The 18,993-nt window shown below is 72.3% G+C and carries 13 protein-coding genes; 8 read left to right on the top strand and 5 right to left on the bottom strand.

All coding sequences use genetic code 11. The annotated features are described in order from the left end of the window. The 4 genes from INQ48_40905 to INQ48_40920 all read right to left on the bottom strand — a co-directional run bounded on the left by INQ48_40905 (position 1) and on the right by INQ48_40920 (position 6,312). Positions 1 to 2,220, bottom strand: a complete 2,220-nt coding sequence (locus tag INQ48_40905) for a TonB-dependent siderophore receptor (protein QRF61726.1) — start codon at positions 2,218 to 2,220, stop codon at positions 1 to 3. Positions 2,221 to 2,321: 101 nt separating this feature from the next. Then, positions 2,322 to 4,757, bottom strand: a complete 2,436-nt coding sequence (locus tag INQ48_40910; GenBank protein QRF61727.1) for a TonB-dependent siderophore receptor — start codon at positions 4,755 to 4,757, stop codon at positions 2,322 to 2,324. Positions 4,758 to 4,852: 95 nt separating this feature from the next. Beyond that, positions 4,853 to 5,800 carry a FecR family protein gene (locus tag INQ48_40915; protein QRF61728.1) on the bottom strand — a complete coding sequence of 316 codons (948 nt, stop codon included), beginning with the start codon at positions 5,798 to 5,800 and terminating at the stop codon, positions 4,853 to 4,855. Beyond that, the gene (locus INQ48_40920; protein QRF61729.1) at positions 5,797 to 6,312 is read right to left on the bottom strand and encodes a sigma-70 family RNA polymerase sigma factor; all 516 of its coding nucleotides are present in this window, start codon (positions 6,310 to 6,312) and stop codon (positions 5,797 to 5,799) included. The genes INQ48_40915 and INQ48_40920 overlap by 4 nt, the downstream gene beginning before the upstream one ends. Before the next feature lie 171 nt (positions 6,313 to 6,483). Between INQ48_40920 and INQ48_40925 the strand changes: the two genes are divergently transcribed. The 8 genes from INQ48_40925 (at position 6,484) to INQ48_40960 (ending at position 17,648) form a co-directional block, all read left to right on the top strand. Next, complete coding sequence (locus INQ48_40925; protein ID QRF61730.1) at positions 6,484 to 7,686, top strand: efflux RND transporter periplasmic adaptor subunit; 1,203 nt, start codon at positions 6,484 to 6,486, stop codon at positions 7,684 to 7,686. Continuing rightward, positions 7,683 to 9,635 carry a MacB family efflux pump subunit gene (macB, locus tag INQ48_40930; GenBank protein ID QRF61731.1) on the top strand — a complete coding sequence of 651 codons (1,953 nt, stop codon included), beginning with the start codon at positions 7,683 to 7,685 and terminating at the stop codon, positions 9,633 to 9,635. Before INQ48_40925 ends, macB begins: the two co-directional genes overlap by 4 nt. Positions 9,636 to 9,652: 17 nt before the next feature. Then, a complete protein-coding gene (locus INQ48_40935; GenBank protein QRF61732.1) occupies positions 9,653 to 10,993 on the top strand; it encodes an efflux transporter outer membrane subunit in 1,341 nt (446 codons plus the stop codon). Positions 10,994 to 11,026: 33 nt separating this feature from the next. Next, positions 11,027 to 11,914: a LysR family transcriptional regulator gene (locus INQ48_40940; protein ID QRF61733.1), complete on the top strand. Its 888-nt coding sequence runs from the start codon at positions 11,027 to 11,029 to the stop codon at positions 11,912 to 11,914. 94 nt (positions 11,915 to 12,008) lie between these two features. Then, complete coding sequence (locus tag INQ48_40945; GenBank protein ID QRF61734.1) at positions 12,009 to 14,012, top strand: 3-isopropylmalate dehydratase; 2,004 nt, start codon at positions 12,009 to 12,011, stop codon at positions 14,010 to 14,012. Positions 14,013 to 14,065: 53 nt separating this feature from the next. Next, entirely contained in the window at positions 14,066 to 15,034 is a 969-nt protein-coding gene (locus INQ48_40950; GenBank protein ID QRF63188.1) for a tripartite tricarboxylate transporter substrate binding protein, read from the top strand. A 3-nt stretch (positions 15,035 to 15,037) separates the two neighbouring features. After that, a complete protein-coding gene (rraA, locus tag INQ48_40955) occupies positions 15,038 to 15,523 on the top strand; it encodes a ribonuclease E activity regulator RraA (GenBank protein QRF61735.1) in 486 nt (161 codons plus the stop codon). A 115-nt stretch (positions 15,524 to 15,638) separates the two neighbouring features. Next, positions 15,639 to 17,648: an EAL domain-containing protein gene (locus INQ48_40960; GenBank protein QRF61736.1), complete on the top strand. Its 2,010-nt coding sequence runs from the start codon at positions 15,639 to 15,641 to the stop codon at positions 17,646 to 17,648. Between the two features lie 25 nt (positions 17,649 to 17,673). Here INQ48_40960 and INQ48_40965 read toward each other — a convergent pair whose 3' ends face one another. Continuing rightward, the gene (locus INQ48_40965) at positions 17,674 to 18,990 is read right to left on the bottom strand and encodes an NtaA/DmoA family FMN-dependent monooxygenase (protein ID QRF61737.1); all 1,317 of its coding nucleotides are present in this window, start codon (positions 18,988 to 18,990) and stop codon (positions 17,674 to 17,676) included. Between the last annotated feature and the right edge of the window lie 3 nt (positions 18,991 to 18,993).

Here is an 18,993-nt window from a genome sequence, read left to right on the forward strand (position 1 = left end):
TCAGAACTTCGCGCGCAGCGAGACCGTCACGTTGCGCGGCTCGCCCCAGTACACGCCGTCGTAGAAGCCGATGTTGCGGTAGTACTTCTTGTCGAAGAGGTTGTTGACGTTGAGCGCCACCGTGAGGTTGCGGTTGAGCTCGTACGAGGCCATCACGTTGAACAGCGTGTAGCCGGGCTGCCGCATCTCGGCCTTGGAGGTGGTGCCGGGCCGGTTGTACCAGGACAGGTTGGTGGTCGCGCTCTGCACGCTCACGCTGCCGCCGAGCGTCAGCCCCTGCAGCGCGCCGCCCAGCCGGTAGGCGGTCGACAGCCGCAGCAGGTGGCGCGGCGGGATCGGCACCGAGCAGCTGCAGGCCGGCCGGTCCACGCTCATGTAGGTGTAGCCGGCCGTGAGGTTCCAGGCCGGCGTGAGCTGGCCCGAGACCTCGGCCTCGACGCCGCGCGCGATGGTGCCGGTGCCGTCGGTGACATAGGCCGAACTGCCGTCGGCCAGCGTGAAGCCCGCGGGCACCGAGGTGTCGAGCGTGGCGACGTTCTCCTTCTTGGTGCGGAAGACCGCGCCCGAGACGTTGAGCCGGCCCTCCAGCAGCTCGCCCTTGATGCCGGCCTCGATGTTGGTGCCGGTGGCCGGGTCGACGAAGTTGTTGTTCCTGTCCTTGTACGACTGCGGTGCGAACACGTCGGTGTAGCTCGCGTAGGCCGACCAGCGGTCGTCGATGTCGTAGACGATGCCCGCGTACGGCGTGACCTCGTTCTTGTGGCGCGAGATGCCGCTGAAGCCGTTGTAGACGCCGGCCGTGCTGTAGCTGTTGGTGCGCGTGGTGTAGTTGCTCACGCGCGCCCCGACGATCACCGTCAGCGGATCGGCCAGGCTGAAGCGGCCCGCGACATAGCCGCCGCCCAGGCGCGTGTGGCCCAGCGTGTAGGCGCCGGTGCGCACCGCGACCGGCTGCGGCAGGTCGCCGTTCCAGGTGTGATAGTTGGGCACCGTGGCCGAGTAGGGATAAGTGACGCGCGCGGCCGGCGTGTCGCTCTCGCGCCAGTCGCCGTTCCAGCCCGCGATCAGCTCGTGCTTGCGGCCCAGGAAGCTGACCGGGCCCGACACGTGGAGATCGAGGTTGTCGCGCGTCTCCTTGGCCCAGCCCACGCCCGACCACAGCGACAGCCCGCCGCCGGTGGCGGGATTGGGATAGCCGCTGCCCGCGTAGACCACGCTGCGGTCGACCTCGCTCTCGGTGCGCGCCAGGCCCAGTCTGGCGCGCCAGCCATTGTCGAAGCGGTGCTCGAGCGAGGCGAAGGCGGTGCTCTGCTTCTTGTCCCAGCCGCTCCACGGCGTGGTGATGCTGAAGTTGCGCGGCAGGTTGGCCAGCGTGCCGTTGGAGTTCCAGTAGGGCACCGCGCCCCAGGTCGCGCCGCGCGGCTTGTTGTCCTGCAGATCGAAGCCGGCCGTGAGCAGCGTCGAGGACGTGAGGTCGGCCTCGATCGAGACCATGCCGAGCTTCTTCTTCTCGCGGTAGTAGTCCATGAAGGACTTGCGGTCGGAGTCGGCGAACACGAAGCGGCCGCGCACGCTGCCGCTCGCGTTGAGCGGGCCCGCGATGTCGACATCGGCGCGGCGCAGGTCCCAGCGGCCCAGCGTGAGGCCGGCGCTGGCCTGGAACTCGCGCGTCGGGCGCTTGCGGATGAAGTTGATGGTGGCGGAAGGATCGCCGGTGCCGCCCATCAGGCCGTTGGCGCCGCGCACGATCTCGATGCGGTCGTACAGCGCGGTGTCGGTCAGCGGGCTGTTGCTGCCGCGGGACATGCCGTCGATCTGGAAGTTGTCGATCGAGAAGCCGCGCGCATAGAAGCCGGTGCGCTCGCTGTCGAGTTCGTTGACCGTGATGCCGGTCGACTGCGCGAGCACGTCGGCCACGGTGCGCAGGCCCTGGTCGTCCATCTGCTGGCGCGTGACCACGCTGACCGACTGCGGCGTCTCGCGCGGGCTCATGTCGAGCCGGGTCGCGGTGCCGGCCGCGCGCGCGGTGTAGGAGCCGCTGCCCTCGGTGCGGCTGTCGCGGTCGGCGGTCACGGTGATGGCGCCGAGTGCGCGGGTTTCGGCGGCCTTGGCAGGCGCGGCGGTCTCGGGCGCGGCCTGCTGCGCGGCGGCGGACAGGCTGCAGAGCAGGGCCGCGAGGGCCAGGGGCGAGGGACGGAAGCGGGGAGCGTGATGTGGCATGGGAATCCGGAAAGGGCGTCGCGCGACGCCGGTTGCCGTGGAAGGGAATGGCTGGCGCCGCCCGCCGGCGCCGAGGCCGGGGGGCGATCTGGCTCGAAGGATCAGTAGGTGCCGCGCAGCGTGACCGTGAGGTTGCGCGGTGCGCCGTAGAAGCTGGTGGTGGTGCTCGTGTGGTAGCGCTTGTCGAACACGTTGTTGAGCGCCACCGCCAGGCTGAGCTGGCGCGAGATCTGGTAGCGCGCCATCAGGTCGAGCGTGGCGTAGCTGCCCTGCGTGAAGGTGGCCGAGCCGCTCGGGCCCAGGTTCCGGCTGTAGCTCGCGCTCTGCCAGTTGAGCCCGCCGCCCACGGTGAGGCCGTTGCCGATGCCCGCGATGCGGTAGCTGGTGAACAGCTTGAGCAGGTTCTTCGGCACCTGCGTGTTCAGGCGCGCGCCGGCCGCGTCGCGCGACACGCTGTGCGAATAGCCGGCGCCGATCTGCCAGTCGGGCGCGAGCTCGCCCGCGGCCTCGAGTTCGTAGCCGCGCGTGGTCGTGCCCTGCGCCGCGCGGTAGGCGGCCGAGCCGTCGGGCGCGAACTGGTTGTCCAGCCGCACCGCGAGGTTGTCCTGCCTGACCTCGAACGCGGCCGCGCCGAGGTTCAGGCGCTCGTCGAGCAGCGCGCCCTTGATGCCGATCTCGTAGGCCTTGCCCTCGAGCGGATCGAGGTAGTCGCCGGCGAGCGCCTTGTTGGTCTGCGGCTTGAAGATGTCGGTGTAGCTCGCATAGGCCGACCACTGCCTGCTGAAGTCCCACACCACGCCGGCATAGGGCGTGACCACGTCCTTCTCGCTGCGCTCGCCGAAGGTGGCGCTGCCCTGGAAAGGCACGCGGCGCGTGCGCTCGGTCCAGCGGCTCACGCGCGTGCCGAGGATCACCGACAGCGTGTCGGTCGGGCGCAGGCGCGCGGTGGCATAGGCGCCGGTCTGGTTGGTCGCGGTCTGCGAGCTGCCGGTGCGCGGATTGAAGGGCTCCGCCGGCCAGTCGCCGTTCCAGAGGTAGAAGTTCGGGATCGAAGCGTCGTAGCCCGGGATGGTCCAGTTGGCGTAGGTGGGTGGGCTGTCCTTGGTGCGCGAGATGTTGTAGCCCACCACCAGCTCGTGCTTGCGCCCGAACAGCTCGAAGGGCCCGCTGGCGTAGATGTCGGCCGCGTTCTGCAGCGGTTGCGAATTCCAGCGCGTGGCCCACAGGCCCAGGCCGGCGCCGCTCGCGCGGTTGACGTAGCCGCGCAGCGCATAGCCGATCACGTCGTCGTAGCCGCGGCGCGACTGGTTGAAGCTCGCATGCAGGGCCCAGCCGTTGTCGAAGCGGTGGTCGAGCGCGGCGAAGAACTGGCGCTGGTCCTGGTACGAACGTGCCCAGCTCGCGGCCGCGCTCTGTGAGCGCGCGAAGTTGGCGAGCGAGCCATCGCTGAAGTACAGCGGCAGGCCGCTGCGCGCGGTGCCGTCGTTGTGGTGCTGCTGCAGCTCGACGCCGGCGGTCAGTCGCGTGGCCGGCGTGAGGTCGGCCTCGACGATGCCGTAGAAGAGCTTCTTGCGCTCCGAATAGCGGTCGATCCACGAGTCGCCGTCCTGCGCGGCGGCCACGATGCGCGCGCGCAGCGTGTTGGCCTCGTTGAGCGGGCCGCCGATGTCGACCTCGCCGCGGAAGGTGTTCCACGAGCCGGCGCTCAGCGCGGCGCTGGCGCGGAAGTCCTGCGTCGGCCGCTTGCGCACCAGGTTGATGGTGGCCGCCGGCGTGCCCACGCCGTTGAGCAGGCCGGTCGCGCCGCGGATCACCTCGACCCGGTCGTAGAAGGCGAGGTCGCCGGTCTGCGTGAGCCAGCTGCCGGTCTGCGGGATGCCGTCGACCTGGTAGTTCTCGACCACGAAGCCGCGCGCGTAGACGCTGTTGGCATCGGTGCCCGCGTTGCCGCTCTGGATGAAGCTCAGGCCCGGCGTCTGGCGCAGCACGTCGGCGACCTGCGTGATGCCCTGGTCCTGCATGCGCTCGCGCGTGATCACGGTGACCGACTGCGGCGTCTCGCGCAGCGTCATCGGCAGCCGCGTCGTGCTGGTGAGCGGGGCATCGGTGGTGTAGGAGCCGCTGCCCTCGGTCACGGTGTCGCGCGAGGCGTTGACCTGGATCGCGCCCAAGGTCGCGCCCGCGGGCACGGCCGCCTCGGGCGGTGCCGATGAAGGTGCCGCGGCGCGCAGCGCATAGCCGCCGTTCGGGTCGCGCACCGCCTGCAGCCCGCTGCCCGCGAGCAGCCGCTGCAGCGCCTCGTGGGGCGTGTAGCGGCCCTGCAGCGCGGGCGCCTGCTTGCCGCGCACGGCCGCGGCGTCGACGCCGACGATCAGCCCCGTGCGTACCGCGAGGGCCGTGAGCGCGCCGCCCAGCGGCTGCGCCGGCTGCTGCCAGTCGATGGGTGCGTCGACGGCCTGGGCATGGATCGGGGCCGTGGCGGCGCAGAACAGCAGCGCCACGGCGGTCAGCCGCGGCGCGTTCCAGCGGTGGTTCATGTCAACCTCTTGTCATTGGTGTGTGGCTCTTTCCACCTATGACAAGCGAGCGCCGGAATCGGGTAGGGGCGGCGCGTTTTTTTTGGGGCGATCCCTCACCGCGCGGGGCCGGCCGCGCTCACGCGCACCAGCCAGGGCGACACGCGCAGCACCCGCAGCGGCAGGCTGGCGCCGAGCAGCTCGAGCGCCGCGTCGCTCTGCGCGGTCGGCAGCACGCCGGTGAAGCGCAGGTCCTGCAGGGCGGGGTCGTCGGCGAGCAGCAGGCCGGGGCGATAGCGCGCGAGCTCGCGCAGCACCTCGGGCAGCGGTGCATCGTCGAACACCAGCCGGCCCTGTTGCCAGGCCAGCGCATTGGCCGTGCTCGCGGCGGGTGGGCGCGTGATGCCCTGGCCGTCGAAGCGCAGCTGCTCGCCGGCGCCGAGCTCGACGGCCTCGCCGTCGGCGGCCCGCGGGCTGATGCGCACGCGCGATTCGGTGACGGTGACCAGCGTGTCCTCGTCGTCGCGCCGCACGGCATAGCGCGTGCCCAAGGCGCGCACGCTGCCGTCGCGGTCGAGCACCTCGAACGGGGCGGCGGCCTTCGCCACCTCGACGTAGACCTCGCCGCGCAGCAGGCGCAACTGGCGCACCTCGCCGGAGAGATCGATGTCGACGGCGCTGTCGCCGTTCATGACCAGCCGGCTGCCGTCGGCGAGCGTGAGCCGGCGCAGCTCGCCGATGCCCGTGCGCTGGTCGGCCGCCCATTCGCGCCAGGGCAGCGCCCAGGCGCCGAGCAGCAGCACCGGCACCAGCGCCAGCAGGCCGAGCGCGCGGCGCGCATGCGGCGTGCGCCGCCGCGTCGTCGGCACCGCGCCGGCGACCGGCGTCTGCGGCGTGACCGCGCCCCACAGCTCGCGCATCTCGGCGAGCAGTCGGGCGTGGCTCGGATGTTCGGCGCACCAGGCCTCGCAGGCGGCGCGCGTGGCGTCGTCGACCTCCTCGTCGGACAGCCGGACGACCCAGTCGGCGGCCTGCGCGCGGCTGCGTTGCTCCGCCGCGTTCATGCCGCGACGGCGGCGGCCATGCGGCTGTGGCAGTGCAGCAGCACCTTCGCGAGGTACTGCTTCACGCGGGTTTCCGACACGCCGAGCTGGGTCGCGATCTCGCGATAGGACTGGCCGTCGACGCGCGCCAGGATGAAGGCGGTGCGGCTCTTCTCGTCGAGCTCGTCGGCCAGCAGCGCGAGCACCTGGCCCAGCAGCTCGCGGCGCGAGGCCGCGTCCTCGGCGCTCGGCGCGAGATCGTCCTCGGCCAGCAGCGCCACGGTGCGCAGCACCTCGTTCTCGACCGTCAGGCGCCGGAAGCGGTTGATCATCAGCCGGCTCGCGACCACCTGCAGATAGGCGCGCGGCTGGCGCAGCACCGGCGCGGCCGGCTGCTCGAGGATGTTCACGAAGGTGTCGTGGCTCAGGTCCGCGGCGGTGAAGCCGCAGCGCAGGCGGCCGAGCAGCCAGCCGCGCAGCCAGCCATGGTGCGCTGCGTAGAGCTCGCGGATTTCAGGGTGAGAGGAAGACACGGCGCGCGATCCCGGACAGCTGATGGTGCGATTGGATAGTGAGAACGATTCTCATTGTAGTGCCAACTTTTTCACTATCCGCCTTCCGCCCGTGCTGCCGGACTACCCGTTTCCGCACTTCGCGCGTCATGCCGGTATGAGAGCAATTTCGCAACCGGGGCGCTGACCGCGATGGCGCACGAAGAAGACATCCCGAAGCCGCGCCGCCTGCGCTGGCTGCTGGCCGGCGCGGCCGTCGCGCTGCTGGCCGGCCTCGCGCTGGCCTGGCAGGGCCGCGAGACCGGCGGCTACGAAACCGCCGTCATCGCGCGCGGCGACATCGAGGCCAGCGTGAGCGCGATCGGCACCCTGCAGCCGCGCAGCTACGTCGACGTGGGCGCGCAGGTGTCGGGCCAGATCCGGCGCCTGCACGTGCGGCCCGGCGACGACGTGAAGCAGGGCCAGCCGTTGGTGGAGATCGATCCCACCGTGCAGCAGGCCACCGTGGACGCCAACCGCGCCGAGCTGGCCGGGCTCGAGGCGCAGCTCGCCGAGCAGCAGGCGCTGCACCGCCAGGCGCTGCGCCAGCATGCGCGCCAAGAGCAGATGGCGCGCGCCAGCGCGACGCGCGAGGAGGACGTGGAGGCGGCCGAGACCGCGCTGGCCACCGCCGCGGCGCGCATCGCGCGCCTGAAGGCGCAGATCGAGCAGGCGCGTTCCACCCTCAAGGGCAACCAGGCCCAGCTCGGCTACACCCGCATCGACGCGCCGATGACCGGCACCGTGGTGTCGGTCGAGGCGCGCGTGGGCCAGACCCTCAACGCCACCTACCAGACGCCCAACGTGCTGCGCGTGGCCGACCTGTCGGCCATGACGGTGTGGACCGAGGTCTCCGAGGCCGACGTGCGGCGCGTGAAGACCGGCATGCCGGTGCACTTCACCACGCTGGGCGGGCAGGGCGGGGCCGAGGGCCGCCGCCGCTGGAGCGGCAGCGTGCGCCAGGTGCTGCCCGCACCGCCGGTGCCCGAGGGCAAGAGCGCCGGCACCGCGCTCGCGCCGTCGACCAGCAAGGTGATCCTCTACACCGTGCTGTTCGACGTCGACAACGCCGACGGCGAACTGATGCCGCAGATGACGGCGCAGGTCACTTTCGTCACGGCCGCGGCCAGGAACGTGCTGACCGCGCCGCTGCCGGCGCTGCGCCCGGTGGCCGGCAAGCCCGGCCGCTACACCGCGCGCGTGCTCGCTGCCGACGGCCGGCCGCAGGAGCGCCAGGTGCGCATCGGCGTGCGCGACCGCCTGCGCGCCGAGGTGCTCGAGGGCCTGGCCGAGGGCGACCGGCTGATCACCGCCGACCCCGCGCCCGCCTCGGGCCCGCGGCGCTTCCAGCTGTGAGCGAGGCGCCGCCCCTGATCGAGCTGCGCGGCCTGCGCAAGCGCTACGGCGGCCGCGGCGGCGCGCCCGCGGTGGAGGTGCTGCGCGGCGTGTCGCTGCGCATCGAGGCCGGCGAGTTCGTCGCCATCGTCGGCGCCTCGGGCTCGGGCAAGTCGACGCTGATGCACCTGCTCGGCTGCCTCGACCGCCCGAGCGGCGGCAGCTACCGCTTCGCCGGGCGCGACGTCACGCATTTCGATGCCGACGCGCTGGCCTGGCTGCGGCGCGAGGCCTTCGGCTTCGTGTTCCAGAGCTACCACCTGATCGGCACCGAGTCGGCGCGCGAGAACGTCGAGGTGCCGGCCCTCTATGCCGGCATGCCCGAGGCCGAGCGCCGCGCGCGCGCCGCTGCGCTGCTGGCGCGCCTGGGCCTCGAGGACCGGCTCGGGCACCGGCCGCACGAACTCTCGGGCGGCCAGCAGCAGCGCGTGTCGATCGCGCGTGCGCTCATGAACGGCGGGCGCATCATCCTGGCCGACGAGCCCACGGGCGCCCTCGATTCGCGCAGCGGCGCCGAGGTGATGGCGCTGCTCGACGAACTCGCGCGCGCCGGCCACACCGTGATCGTCATCACGCACGACCACGAGGTGGCGGCCGCCGCGCGGCGCACGATCGAGATCAGGGACGGCCTGATCGTCGACGACTCCGGCCCGGCCGCGCCGCCCTCCGGCGCGGCGGTGCTGCCCGAACTGCGGCCGCAGGCCAGGGGGGCGCGCGCGCCGTTCGTGGCCGAGCTGCGCGATGCCTGCCGCGCCGCCTGGCGCGTGATGTGGATCCATCGCTTCCGCACCAGCCTCACCCTGCTGGGCATCGTGATCGGCGTGGCCTCGGTGATCGTGATGCTCGCGGTGGGGCTCGGCGCGCGGCAGCAGGTGGTGGCGCAGGCCAGTGCCTTCGGCGCCAATCTGCTCTACATGAGTTCGGTGGGCGCCAGCTCGCGCATCCCGGGGCGCAGCGTCACGCTGGCCGACCTGGCGGCGGTGGCCGAGCTGCCGCAGATCGAGGTGGTGCTGCCCAACGTCACCGGCAACAAGGTGGTGCGCTTCGGCGAGAAGGACCTGCAGACCTATGTGCGCGGCACCGGCGCCGCCATGCCCGCGGTGCAGACCTGGCCGGTGCGCAGCGGCGGCTTCTTCAGCGCCGAGGACGAGGACGACATGGCCGCCGTCGCGGTGCTGGGCCGCAAGCTCGCGCGCGAGCTGATGCCCGAGATCGCCGATCCCGTGGGGCAGCACATCCTGATCGAGAACATGCCGTTCCAGGTCATCGGCGTGATGGCCGAGAAGGGCGCGCTGGCCGGCGACCAGAGCTACGACGACCTGCTGCTGATGCCGTTCTCCACCGCGAGCGTGAAGGTGTTCGGCCAGCGCGAACCCACCTACACGGCGATGACGGTGCGCGAGGGCGCCGGCGTCGAGGCCGCCGAGCGCGCGGTCGACGCGGTCATGTTCGAGCGCCACGGCATCCGCGACTACCGCATCGGCAACGCGGCCGCCGCCATCGCCGCCAAGGCCCGCACCGAGGACACGATGACCCTGCTGCTGGGCCTGATCGCCGCGGTGTCGCTGCTGGTCGGCGGCATCGGCGTGATGAACGTGATGCTGATGACCGTGCGCGAGCGCACGCGCGAGATCGGCATCCGCATGGCGACCGGCGCGCGACAGCGCGACATCCTGCGCCAGTTCCTGACCGAGGCCGTGCTGGTGTCGGTGGTGGGCGGCTGCGCCGGCGTCGCGATCGGCCTGGCCCTGGGCGGCGCGCTGATCTGGTGGAACGTGCCCGTGATCTTCTCGCTGCGCGCGATCGTCGGTGCCTTCGCCTGCGCCACCGCCACCGGTCTGGTGTTCGGCTTCATGCCGGCGCGCCAGGCCGCGCGGCTCGATCCCGTGGCGGCCCTTTCGAGCGAATGAACAGGCACACGATGACGATGAGATTTCTGCTCTGGCTGGCGCTCGCGGCGCTGTCTGTGGGCTGTGCCCATGCGCCGCCGCCGGTCGTGCCGGAGGCTGCGCCGCAGTCCGCGGACGCGGCACAGGCCGACTGGTGGGCCGGCTTCGGCGATGCCGGTCTGCAGGCCGCGGTCGTGGCCGTGCAGGCGCGCAACCACGACCTGGCGGCCGCCTCGGCGCGTGCGCGCCAGGCCGAGGCCCAGTCCCGCATCGACGGTGCACTGCTGTGGCCCGCGGTCACGGCCTCGCTGGGCGCGCGCCGCGACGACCGGCTCGGCGGCAACGCCATGGTCGCGGGCGCCAGTCACGCGATCGGCCTCGCGGCCAGCTACGAGGTCGACCTCTGGGGCCGTCAGCGCGCGACGCAGCGCGGCGCGCTCGAGGACCTGCGCGCCAGCCGCTTCGACCTCGCCGCGCTGCGCATCGGTGCCAGCGCCGGCGTCGCCTCGGCCTGGCTGCGGGCCGCGGGGCTGCAGGAGCGCGTGGCGATCGCGGGGCTCAACCAGCGCGATGCCGAGCGGCTGCTCGCGCTGATCGAGGCGCGCCACCTCGCCGGCGCGGCCACGCCGCTCGAGCTCGAGCAGCAGCGCGGCATCGTCGCGGCGCAGCGGCGCACCGCCGATGCCCTGCGCCAGGCCGAGGCCGACAGCCGGGTCGAACTCGCGGCCTGGCTCGGCGAGCGCGAACCGGCCGCGCCGCTTGCGCCCGGCAGCCTCGAGCGCCTGCGGCCACCGCGCGTCGACGTAGGCCTGCGCAGCGAGCTGCTGCTGCGCCGCCCCGACATCGCGCGCGCCGAGGCCCGGCTGGCCGCGGCCGATGCGCGCGTGGAGGCTGCGCGCGCGGCGATGTTTCCGAGCCTCGTGCTGACGGCCGCGCTCGGCAGCGCCGACGGCCGCCTGCGCGGCCTCTTCGACAACCCGGTCTACGGCATCGGTGCCGCGCTGGCCGCGCCGATCTTCGACGCGGGCCGGCTCGCGGCCGGGCGCGATCTCGCGCAGGCGCGCCGCGAGGAGCTGCTCGCGAACTACCGCGCCGCCATCGTCAACGCCTTCGCCGACACGCAGACCGCGCTGCACGCGGTCGAGGGCCTCGAGGCGCAGATCGCCTCGCAGGCCGGCGAACTCGCCGCGGCCGTGCGCTCGCGCGTGCTCGCCGAGACGCGCTACCGCGCCGGGGCCGAGAGCCTGATCACCCTGCTCGATGCGCAGCGCACGCTCCATGCGGCGCAGGACCACGCGGCGCAGCTGCGCATGGCGCGGCTGCAGGCGAGCGTGGGGCTGTACCGGGCCCTGGGCGGCGGCTGGCGCGCGGGGGACTGAGAGAATGCGGCCAAGCCTCCACCCACCCGCTCCATGGCACGCCGCATCGATCCCTACAGCATCCGCCTCTTCGTCGCGGCCGCGCAGGCGGGCTCGATCGCGCGCGCGGCCGAGCGCGAGCACATCGCGGCCTCCGCGCTGGGCCGGCGCATCACCGACCTCGAGCACGCCTTCGGCACCGCGCTGCTGGTGCGCTCGCCGCGCGGCATCGCGCTCACCGACGCCGGCCGGCTGGTGCTCACGCGCGGCATCAAGATCGACGAGGACCTCGAGGCGCTGGCGCGCGAGGTCCAGAGCGAGGGCGGCGAGCTGCGCGGCACGGTGCGGCTGTACGCCAACATGTCGGCCGTGGTCGGCTTCCTGCCCGAGCGGCTGCGGCGCTTCATGCAGGCCCATCCGCAGGCGCGCGTGGCGCTGCACGAGCAGGACACGCGCGACGTGGTGCGCGCCTGCCTCGACGATCTCGCCGACGTCGGCGTCGGCGTGGAGCAGGCGGTGCCGGCCGGGCTCGAGGCCTGGCATTTCGCGCACGATCCGCTGCAGGTGGTGGTGCCCGCGGGGCATGCGCTCGCGGCGCTCGACAGCGTCTCCTTCGCCGCCGTGCTGCGCGAGCCGCTGATCGGCGTGCATCAGGGCGGCGCGCTCGACCGCTCGCTGCACGAGCGCGCCGAGGCCGGCGGCGGCCGCTTCTCGCCCACGATGTCGGTCAGCAGCTTCGACGCCGTGTGCCGCATGGTCGAGGCCGGGCTCGGCATCGCGATCATCCCGCGCAGCGCGGCCTCGGCCTTCGCGGGCACCGCGCGCTTCGAGCGCCGCCCGCTCGACGAGCGCTGGGCCGACCGCAAGCTGCAGCTCTACAGCCTGCGCCGCTCGCCGCAGCCGCGCCTGGTGCTCGCGCTGATCGACAGCCTGCGCGGCTGAGCCGGCCGCGGGTTTCACCCGATCACGTGTTTCGCGTGACCCCCTCTGCCGCCTTGGCGCTTCCCGCGCGCAGGCGGCGGCCGCAGCATGCGGCATGCTCCACGACAGACGAGAAGACCCGCCCGGCGACGCGGCGCTTCGCTTCGATCCCCGCATCCTGTTCCTCGGCACCGCGCCCGGCGCCATCGAGGCCGTGCTGCGCGGCGAACGCGGCAGCCTGGCCGCGGCCGGCGCGCTGCGCGACGATGTCTCGACCGACGAGATCACGCCGATCGCGATCCTCACGCACTACGACGAGCAGCTCGGCCGCTTTCCCTACACCGGCCTCGAGGTCGACGGCCGCAAGCCGATCGCGCCCGGCGCCATGGCCGCCTCGGGCATCGAGGTCGTGGTGGCGGGCGGGCGCTACGGCAAGGGCTCGTCGCGCGAGCACAGCCCCGCGGCTGAGAAGCTGGCCGGCGTGCGGCTGGTGATCGCGCGCAGCTTCGAACGCATCTATCGCCAGAACGCCGACAACATCGGCCTGTTCACCTCCACCGATTTCGGCCTGGTCGAGCGCATCGAGGCCGGCGAAGCGATCGCCCTCGACGAGCTGCTCGCGGGCCGCGACGCGCTGGCCTGCGCCATCCTGCGCAGCGGCGGGCTGCTGCGCTTCGGCGCCTCGCATCTGCGGCAGCCCGAGGCCGCGCCGGCATCGGACACGGAACGCCCGCGCACGCTGTTCGAGAAGATCGTCGAGCGGCATGCGCTCTCGACGCCCGTCACCGGCGGCCGGCCCGCGCCGGGCGACGGCGCCTTCGTGCGCGCCGACCTGCGCTTCATCCACGAGTACTACACCGGCATGGCCGCGCACATGCTGCATGCCGCCTTCGGCCCGCGCCTGGAGCTGCACCGGCCCGACAGCATCGTCGTGTTCGAGGACCACACCTCCTACGTCGAGGAAAGCCCGACCCATGTGCGCAGCGGCCTGGTGCCCAACGTGCATCGCATGGTGGAGGCGCAGCGCCGCTTCGCCGCGCAATACGCGCTGCGCAGCCATCGCACGCTGACCGAGCACGAGGCCGCGCGCGACGACGGCTCGAACGTGGCCGGCATCTCGCATGCGATGGTGGCCGAGCGCCATGCGCTGCCGGGCCAGCTGATCGTCGGTACCGATTCGCACACGCCGCACAGCGGCGCGCTCGGCTGCGTGGCCTTCGGCATCGGCACCACCGACATGGCCAATGCCTTCGTCACCGGCGCCGTGCGGCTCACGATGCCGCGCTCGCTGCGCGTGGAACTCGCCGGCCGGCTCGCCGAGGGCGTGACGGCCAAGGACCTGGTGCTGCACCTGCTGGCACTGCCCTTCATCCGCGCGGGCGGCGGCGTGGGCATGGCGTTCGAGTTCACCGGCGCCGCGGTGCGGGCTCTGTCCATCGACGAGCGCGCGACGCTCACCAACATGACGGCCGAGCTCGGCGGCTTCACCGGCATCGTCGCGCCCGACGAGGAAACGCAGCGCTTCCTGCGCGAGCGGCGCGGCGTCGAATTCGAACTCGAGCCGTGGATGCACAGCGACGAGGGCGCGGTGTACGACCGGACCCTGCATGTCGATTGCGCGGCGGTCGGCGCCATGCTCGCCGCGCCCGGCGATCCCGGCAACGGCTTGCCGCTCGCGGCGCTGGCGGCGCCGGTGCGCGTGGACATCGCCTACGGCGGCTCCTGCACCGCCGGCAAGCGCGAGGACTTCGCGCACTACCACGCGGTGCTGCACTGGGCCGCGTCGCGCGGGCTGCGTGTCGCGCCCGGCGTCGAGCTGTTCCTGCAGTTCGGCACCACCGCCGTGCGCGACCACTGCATCGCCGCCGGCTACCTCGAGGTCTTCGAGCGCGTCGGCGCACGCATCCTGCAACCCTCGTGCGGCGCCTGCGGCAACTGCGGCCCCGGCGGATCCACGCATGCCGCGCAGGTGACGGTCAGCGCCATCAACCGCAACTTTCCGGGCCGCGGCGGTCCCGGCAGCGTCTGGCTCGCGAGCCCGCCCACGGTGGCCGCGAGCGCGATCGCGGGCGAACTGCTGTCCTTCGCGCAACTGCGCGCGCGGCATGGCGAGGCCTGAGCGCGCCCCCAAGAATCAAACCCACGGAGACGACCCCCATGACGAGCACCTCGATGAAACGCCGCGCGCTGGCCGCGATGGCGACCGCGTTCACCCTCGCGCCGATCGGCGCCTGGGCCCAGGCCCTGGGCGGCGACAAGCCGCTGCGCATGATCGTGCCGCTCGCCGCGGGCTCGACGGTCGACGCGGTCGCGCGCGCCGTCGCACCCGCGCTGGGCCGCGGCACCGGCCACCCGGTGGTGGTGGAGAACGTCGCCGGCGCGGGCGGCATCCCGGGCACGCAGCAGATCGTGCGTGCACCCAAGGACGGACTGACGCTCGGCATGATCTCGTCCAACCACGTCATCAATCCCGGCATCTACAAGTCCATCCCCTTCGACAGCCTGAAGGACATCACGCCGATCGCCGTGCTCGCCACCGTGCCGCTGGTGCTCGTGGTCAACCCGGGCCTGCCGGTGAAGTCGACGAAGGAGCTCCTGGCCCACGCCAAGGCGAAGCCCGGCACCCTGAACTACGGCTCGGCCGGCAACGGCAGCACCTTGCACCTCGCGGCCGAGCTGCTCGTGAGCGAGACCGGCATCGACATGAAGCACGTGCCCTACCGTGGCACCGGCCCGCTGATCACCGACCTGATCGGCGGCCAGGTGAACCTGGCCTTCGTGTCCGTCTCGCAGGTCGCGCCGCAGGTCAAGGCCGGCACGCTGCGCGCGCTCGCGGTCAGCACCCGCCAGCGCTCGGCCGCGCTGCCCGAGGTGCCCACGCTCGCCGAGGCCGGCGTGCCCGGCTACGAATTCGATGCCTGGATCGCGCTGGTCGGTCCCGCGGGCCTGCCCAGGCCGGCCGTGGACGCGGCGGCAACCGCGATCCGCGCGGCCATGAAGTCGCCCGAGGCGCAGACCGCCGTCACCGGGCAGGGGCTGGCGCTGCTCGACATCGGGCCCGACGCCGCGCCGGCCTTCTTCCAGTCGGAACTGGCGAAGCACCAGAAGCTCGTCAAGCAGTCGGGCGCGACGCTGGATTGAGGCATGCACGGCAACGACACACACGAGGCCACCGCCGATGTCGCCGACCGGCTCGGTTCCGATGCCAGGGTCTGCGAACTCGACTTGCGCTCCTTCGGATCGAAGCGCCATGCCTCGGGCCTCATCGCCTGCCTGCGCGTCCACGAGGACGCCGGGCTGGTCCGGGACCTGCTCGCGACCGCTGGCAAGGGACGCATCCTGGTCGTCGATGGTGGCGGCACCTGCCGCATGGCGCTGCTCGGCGAACGGCTCGCGCGCATCGGCCTCGCCAACGGCTGGGCCGGTGTCGTGATCCATGGTGCCGTGCGCGATGCCGAATTGCTGGAAGCGCTGCCGCTGGCCGTGCTCGCGATCGGCACCACGCCGCGGCGCGCGAGCCTGGTCGGCGCGGGCGAGCGCGACGTGGTGCTGACCTTCGGCGGTATCGATTTCCGGCCCGGCGATCGGCTGTGGCTCGATGCGGACGGGGTGGTCGTGTCCGCGGCCTGAGGCCTTCTGTCGGCGCAGGCCGACCCCCGGAAGGGCAAATGGACGAATCGTGCCACCGCGCATTGGGTGCGCAATGGCTTGAGGGGGTGAGAACTCCCGCCACCCGTTGCCCACCATGGTCGATCTTCCATCAGGTCAGGACCACTCGAGCGGCCCGTCGCCCGACGAACTCTCGAGACGGGTGAGGGGCGACCAGCTCCTGTCGGTGCAGCGCAGCGTGCGCGCCGTCGTGCCTTCGGGCATGGCCGTGGGCTGCGTGACCGCCGGCGTCGCGCTCTACGCCTCGGTGCACTGGGTCGGGCCGGCTGCCTGGCTGATGTTGGTCGTGCTGTCGAACGCCTACCGCGCCGATGTCTGCCGCTCGCTGCGCGCGGTGGAACGGGCCGTGGCCGGCATGGACGAGCGCGAACTCGCGAGACGCTTTCGCAAGATCACCGTGTCGTCGTTCCTCTCGGGCTGCGTCTGGGCGCTGCTGCCCTTGTTCTGCGACAGCGAGAACCCGTCTGAGACGCTGTTCTTCATGACCATCGTCTGCGGCGTCTGCGCCGGCTCCGTGATCTTCAGCGCGGCCTATGCGCCGGTGCCGATCTTCTTCGTGACGCCCGCGCTGGCCGCGGTTACCGCCTGGCTGCTCCATGCCGGCGGCTTCCATCACGACGCGCTCGCGGCGATGGTCTTCGTCTACCTGTGCACGCTGGTCTATGCCTCGCGGCGCGGCGAGCGCGCGTTCCGCGCCAGCAGCCGGCTCAAGAACGAGGCGCTGTTCATGGCGGCCGAGCTGCAGCGCACCCATGCCGAGTCCACGCGCGCGACGCGCGAGCTGGATTTCCGCGCCAACCACGATTCGCTGACCGGCCTGCTCAACCGCGAGGGCTTCGCGAAGGCAGCCTCGCGCTTCGAGGCCGCGCAGGCCGATGCGACGCCGCATGCCGCGCTGATGCTGGACCTCGACGGCTTCAAGGCCATCAACGATGCCTTCGGCCACAAGACCGGCGACCGCGTGCTCAAGGACGTCGGCCAGTGGTTGCAGCAGCGGCTCGCGCGCCATGACGCCGTGGTCGGCCGCTGGGGCGGCGACGAGTTCGCGGTCTTCTATCGGCCGCGCGGCGCGGCCGACGCGCCCGAGCACGTCGCGCAGGGACTCATCGATTCGATCGCCCATGCCACCTCGCACTACGGCGGCCAGCTCGGCGTGAGCGTCGGCATCTGCACCAGCCTCGACCGCTCGGCCGAGGAGATGCTGGCCTTCTCCGACGAGGCGCTCTACGAGGCCAAGCGGCGCGGGCGCAACCGCTGCCACCGCTTTGACGAGGTGCTGCACGACCGCCTGCTGCGCCGGCGCGACATCGAGCGCGACATGGTCGAGGCCATGGCCACGCGCGCCATCTGCGCCTGGTATCAGCCCATCCTCGCCGACCGCGGGCGGCGCCTGCACAGCCTCGAGGCCGTGCTGCGCTGGCGGCATCCGAAGCACGGCTGGGTCGCGCCCGGCGAGGTCATCTTCGCGGCCGCGAGCACCGGGCTTGCCGAGCGCCTGCTGCGCCATATCCTCGAGGAGGTCTGCTATGGCCTGGTGCAACTCAGTGGCATCGGCGGCGCATTCGCCGAGCTGCCGGTGGCCATGAACGTGTCGCCGCGCGAGATGTCGCAGCTGCCGGTCGATGTCATCACCGCCGAGGTGCTCGCCGCGCACGGCCTGCCGCCGCAGCGCCTGCAGATCGAGATCACCGAGGAGGTCGCGCTCGACACCTCCACCGCGCGCGCCCGGCTGCGCGCGCTGGCCGAGTCCGGCGTCGCGGTGTCGATCGACGATTTCGGCGTCGGCTATTCCTCGCTGGCCTCGCTGCGTGGCGAGCACGTGCGCCAGGTGAAGATCGATCGCAGCTTCGTGTTCGGCCTCGATTCCTCGCCCGCCAGCTGCCTGATGGTGGAGGCGGTGGTGCGGCTGGGCCGCTCGATGGACATCGAGGTGGTGGCCGAGGGCGTCGAGAGCCAGGAGGAGTTCGAGACGCTCGCGCGGCTGGGGTGCCCGCTGCTGCAGGGCTTCTATTTCATGCGGCCGGCGCCGTTGGGGCAGGTGGTGGAGTGGGCGGAGCGGCGCAACGCGGTCGTGGCGCAGCCCTGAAGGACGATTGCGGTCCCCGACGCCGTCAGCGCCACCGATTCGGCGGCCGCGGCAAACCCAGGTGCTCGCGCAGGGTGCTCCCGTCGTAGGCGCTGCGGAACAGCCCGCGCCGCTGCAGCTCGGGCACCACGTGGTCGGCGAACTCCGCATAGCCTTGCGCGAGGAACGGCGCCATCAGCGTGATGCCGTCGCATGCTTCGGTGCGCAACCAGTGTTCGAGGTCGTCGGCGATCGTCTGCGTGCTGCCCACCAGCACGCGGTGCTTGTTGCCGACGGCCAGGCGCTGCGCGGTCTGCCGCAGCGTCAGGCCGTTGGCGACCGCGAACTGCGTGATCTCCTTCTGGTGCCCGACCGAGAACCTCGCGGGCGCCACGTCGGTGGGGAACGGGCTGTCCAGCGGATGGCCATGCAGGTCCAGCATCAAGTTCTCGACGGCCACGCCGATGGGAAACAGCGACGCGATCTGCTCGAACTTCTCGGTCGCCAGGGCATCGGTCTCGCCCCAGACGATGCTGCAGCCCGGCATGATCTTCAGGCTGTGGGGATTGCGGCCAGCCGCTGCCACGCGTCCCTTGAGGTCGGCGTAGAACGCGCGGCCCGATTCGATCGACAGGCAATTGCAGAAGACGAGGTCCGCGGTCTGCGCCGCGAAGTCGCGGCCAGCCTGCGATGCGCCGGCCTGCGCGATGACCGGGTGGCCCTGCACGGGACGCGCGATGCGCAGCGGTCCGCGCACGCCAGGGTAGTAGCGGCCGTCGTGCTCGAGCCGATGGATGCGCGCGAGGTCGGCATACAGGCCGCTCGCCTTGTCGCCGAGGATGGCGTCGTCCTCGAAGCCGTCCCACAGGCCCCTGACGACCTCGACGAACTCCGCCGCGCGCGCATAGCTGTCGTCCTCGGACTTGTCGGCCGGCAGTCCCAGCTGTCGCGAGGACGGGCCATAGGTGGTCACCAGGTTCCATCCGGCGCGCCCGCCGCTCAGGTGGTCGAGCGAGGCGACCTGGCGGGCGAGCAGGGCGGGCGGGTAGTCGCTCACGCTTGCGGTATAGATCAGGCCCACGCGCTGCGTGCGCGCGGCAATGGCGGTCAACAGCGTCAATGGCTCGAACAGGCTCACCGACGCCATGCGCTCGACCACTGCGTCGGGCGCTTCGGGAAAGGTCGCGCTGTCGGCGACGAACACGGTGTCGAACAGCGCCCGCTCGGCGATCTGCGCGCATTCCACGTACTGCGCCAGATTGAAGGCGAAATCCGAAGGCAGCGCGGGGTGGCGCCAGGATTGCGAGGTGAATCCCGGCATGATGAAAGCCGCGATCCGAAGCTGCCGGCTGGGCGCGTTCATCGT

The organism is Variovorax paradoxus (assembly GCA_016806145.1).
Lineage (GTDB): Bacteria > Pseudomonadota > Gammaproteobacteria > Burkholderiales > Burkholderiaceae_C > Variovorax.

Coding starts and splice junctions, on each gene's coding strand:
- INQ48_40905 (QRF61726.1), bottom strand. CDS start 2,220: ATGCCACATCACGCTCCCCGCTTCCGTCCCTCGCCCCTGGCCCTCGCG.
- INQ48_40910 (QRF61727.1), bottom strand. CDS start 4,757: ATGAACCACCGCTGGAACGCGCCGCGGCTGACCGCCGTGGCGCTGCTG.
- INQ48_40915 (QRF61728.1), bottom strand. CDS start 5,800: ATGAACGCGGCGGAGCAACGCAGCCGCGCGCAGGCCGCCGACTGGGTC.
- INQ48_40925 (QRF61730.1), top strand. CDS start 6,484: ATGGCGCACGAAGAAGACATCCCGAAGCCGCGCCGCCTGCGCTGGCTG.
- INQ48_40935 (QRF61732.1), top strand. CDS start 9,653: ATGAGATTTCTGCTCTGGCTGGCGCTCGCGGCGCTGTCTGTGGGCTGT.
- INQ48_40940 (QRF61733.1), top strand. CDS start 11,027: ATGGCACGCCGCATCGATCCCTACAGCATCCGCCTCTTCGTCGCGGCC.
- INQ48_40945 (QRF61734.1), top strand. CDS start 12,009: ATGCTCCACGACAGACGAGAAGACCCGCCCGGCGACGCGGCGCTTCGC.
- INQ48_40950 (QRF63188.1), top strand. CDS start 14,066: ATGAAACGCCGCGCGCTGGCCGCGATGGCGACCGCGTTCACCCTCGCG.
- rraA (QRF61735.1), top strand. CDS start 15,038: ATGCACGGCAACGACACACACGAGGCCACCGCCGATGTCGCCGACCGG.
- INQ48_40960 (QRF61736.1), top strand. CDS start 15,639: ATGGTCGATCTTCCATCAGGTCAGGACCACTCGAGCGGCCCGTCGCCC.
- INQ48_40965 (QRF61737.1), bottom strand. CDS start 18,990: ATGAACGCGCCCAGCCGGCAGCTTCGGATCGCGGCTTTCATCATGCCG.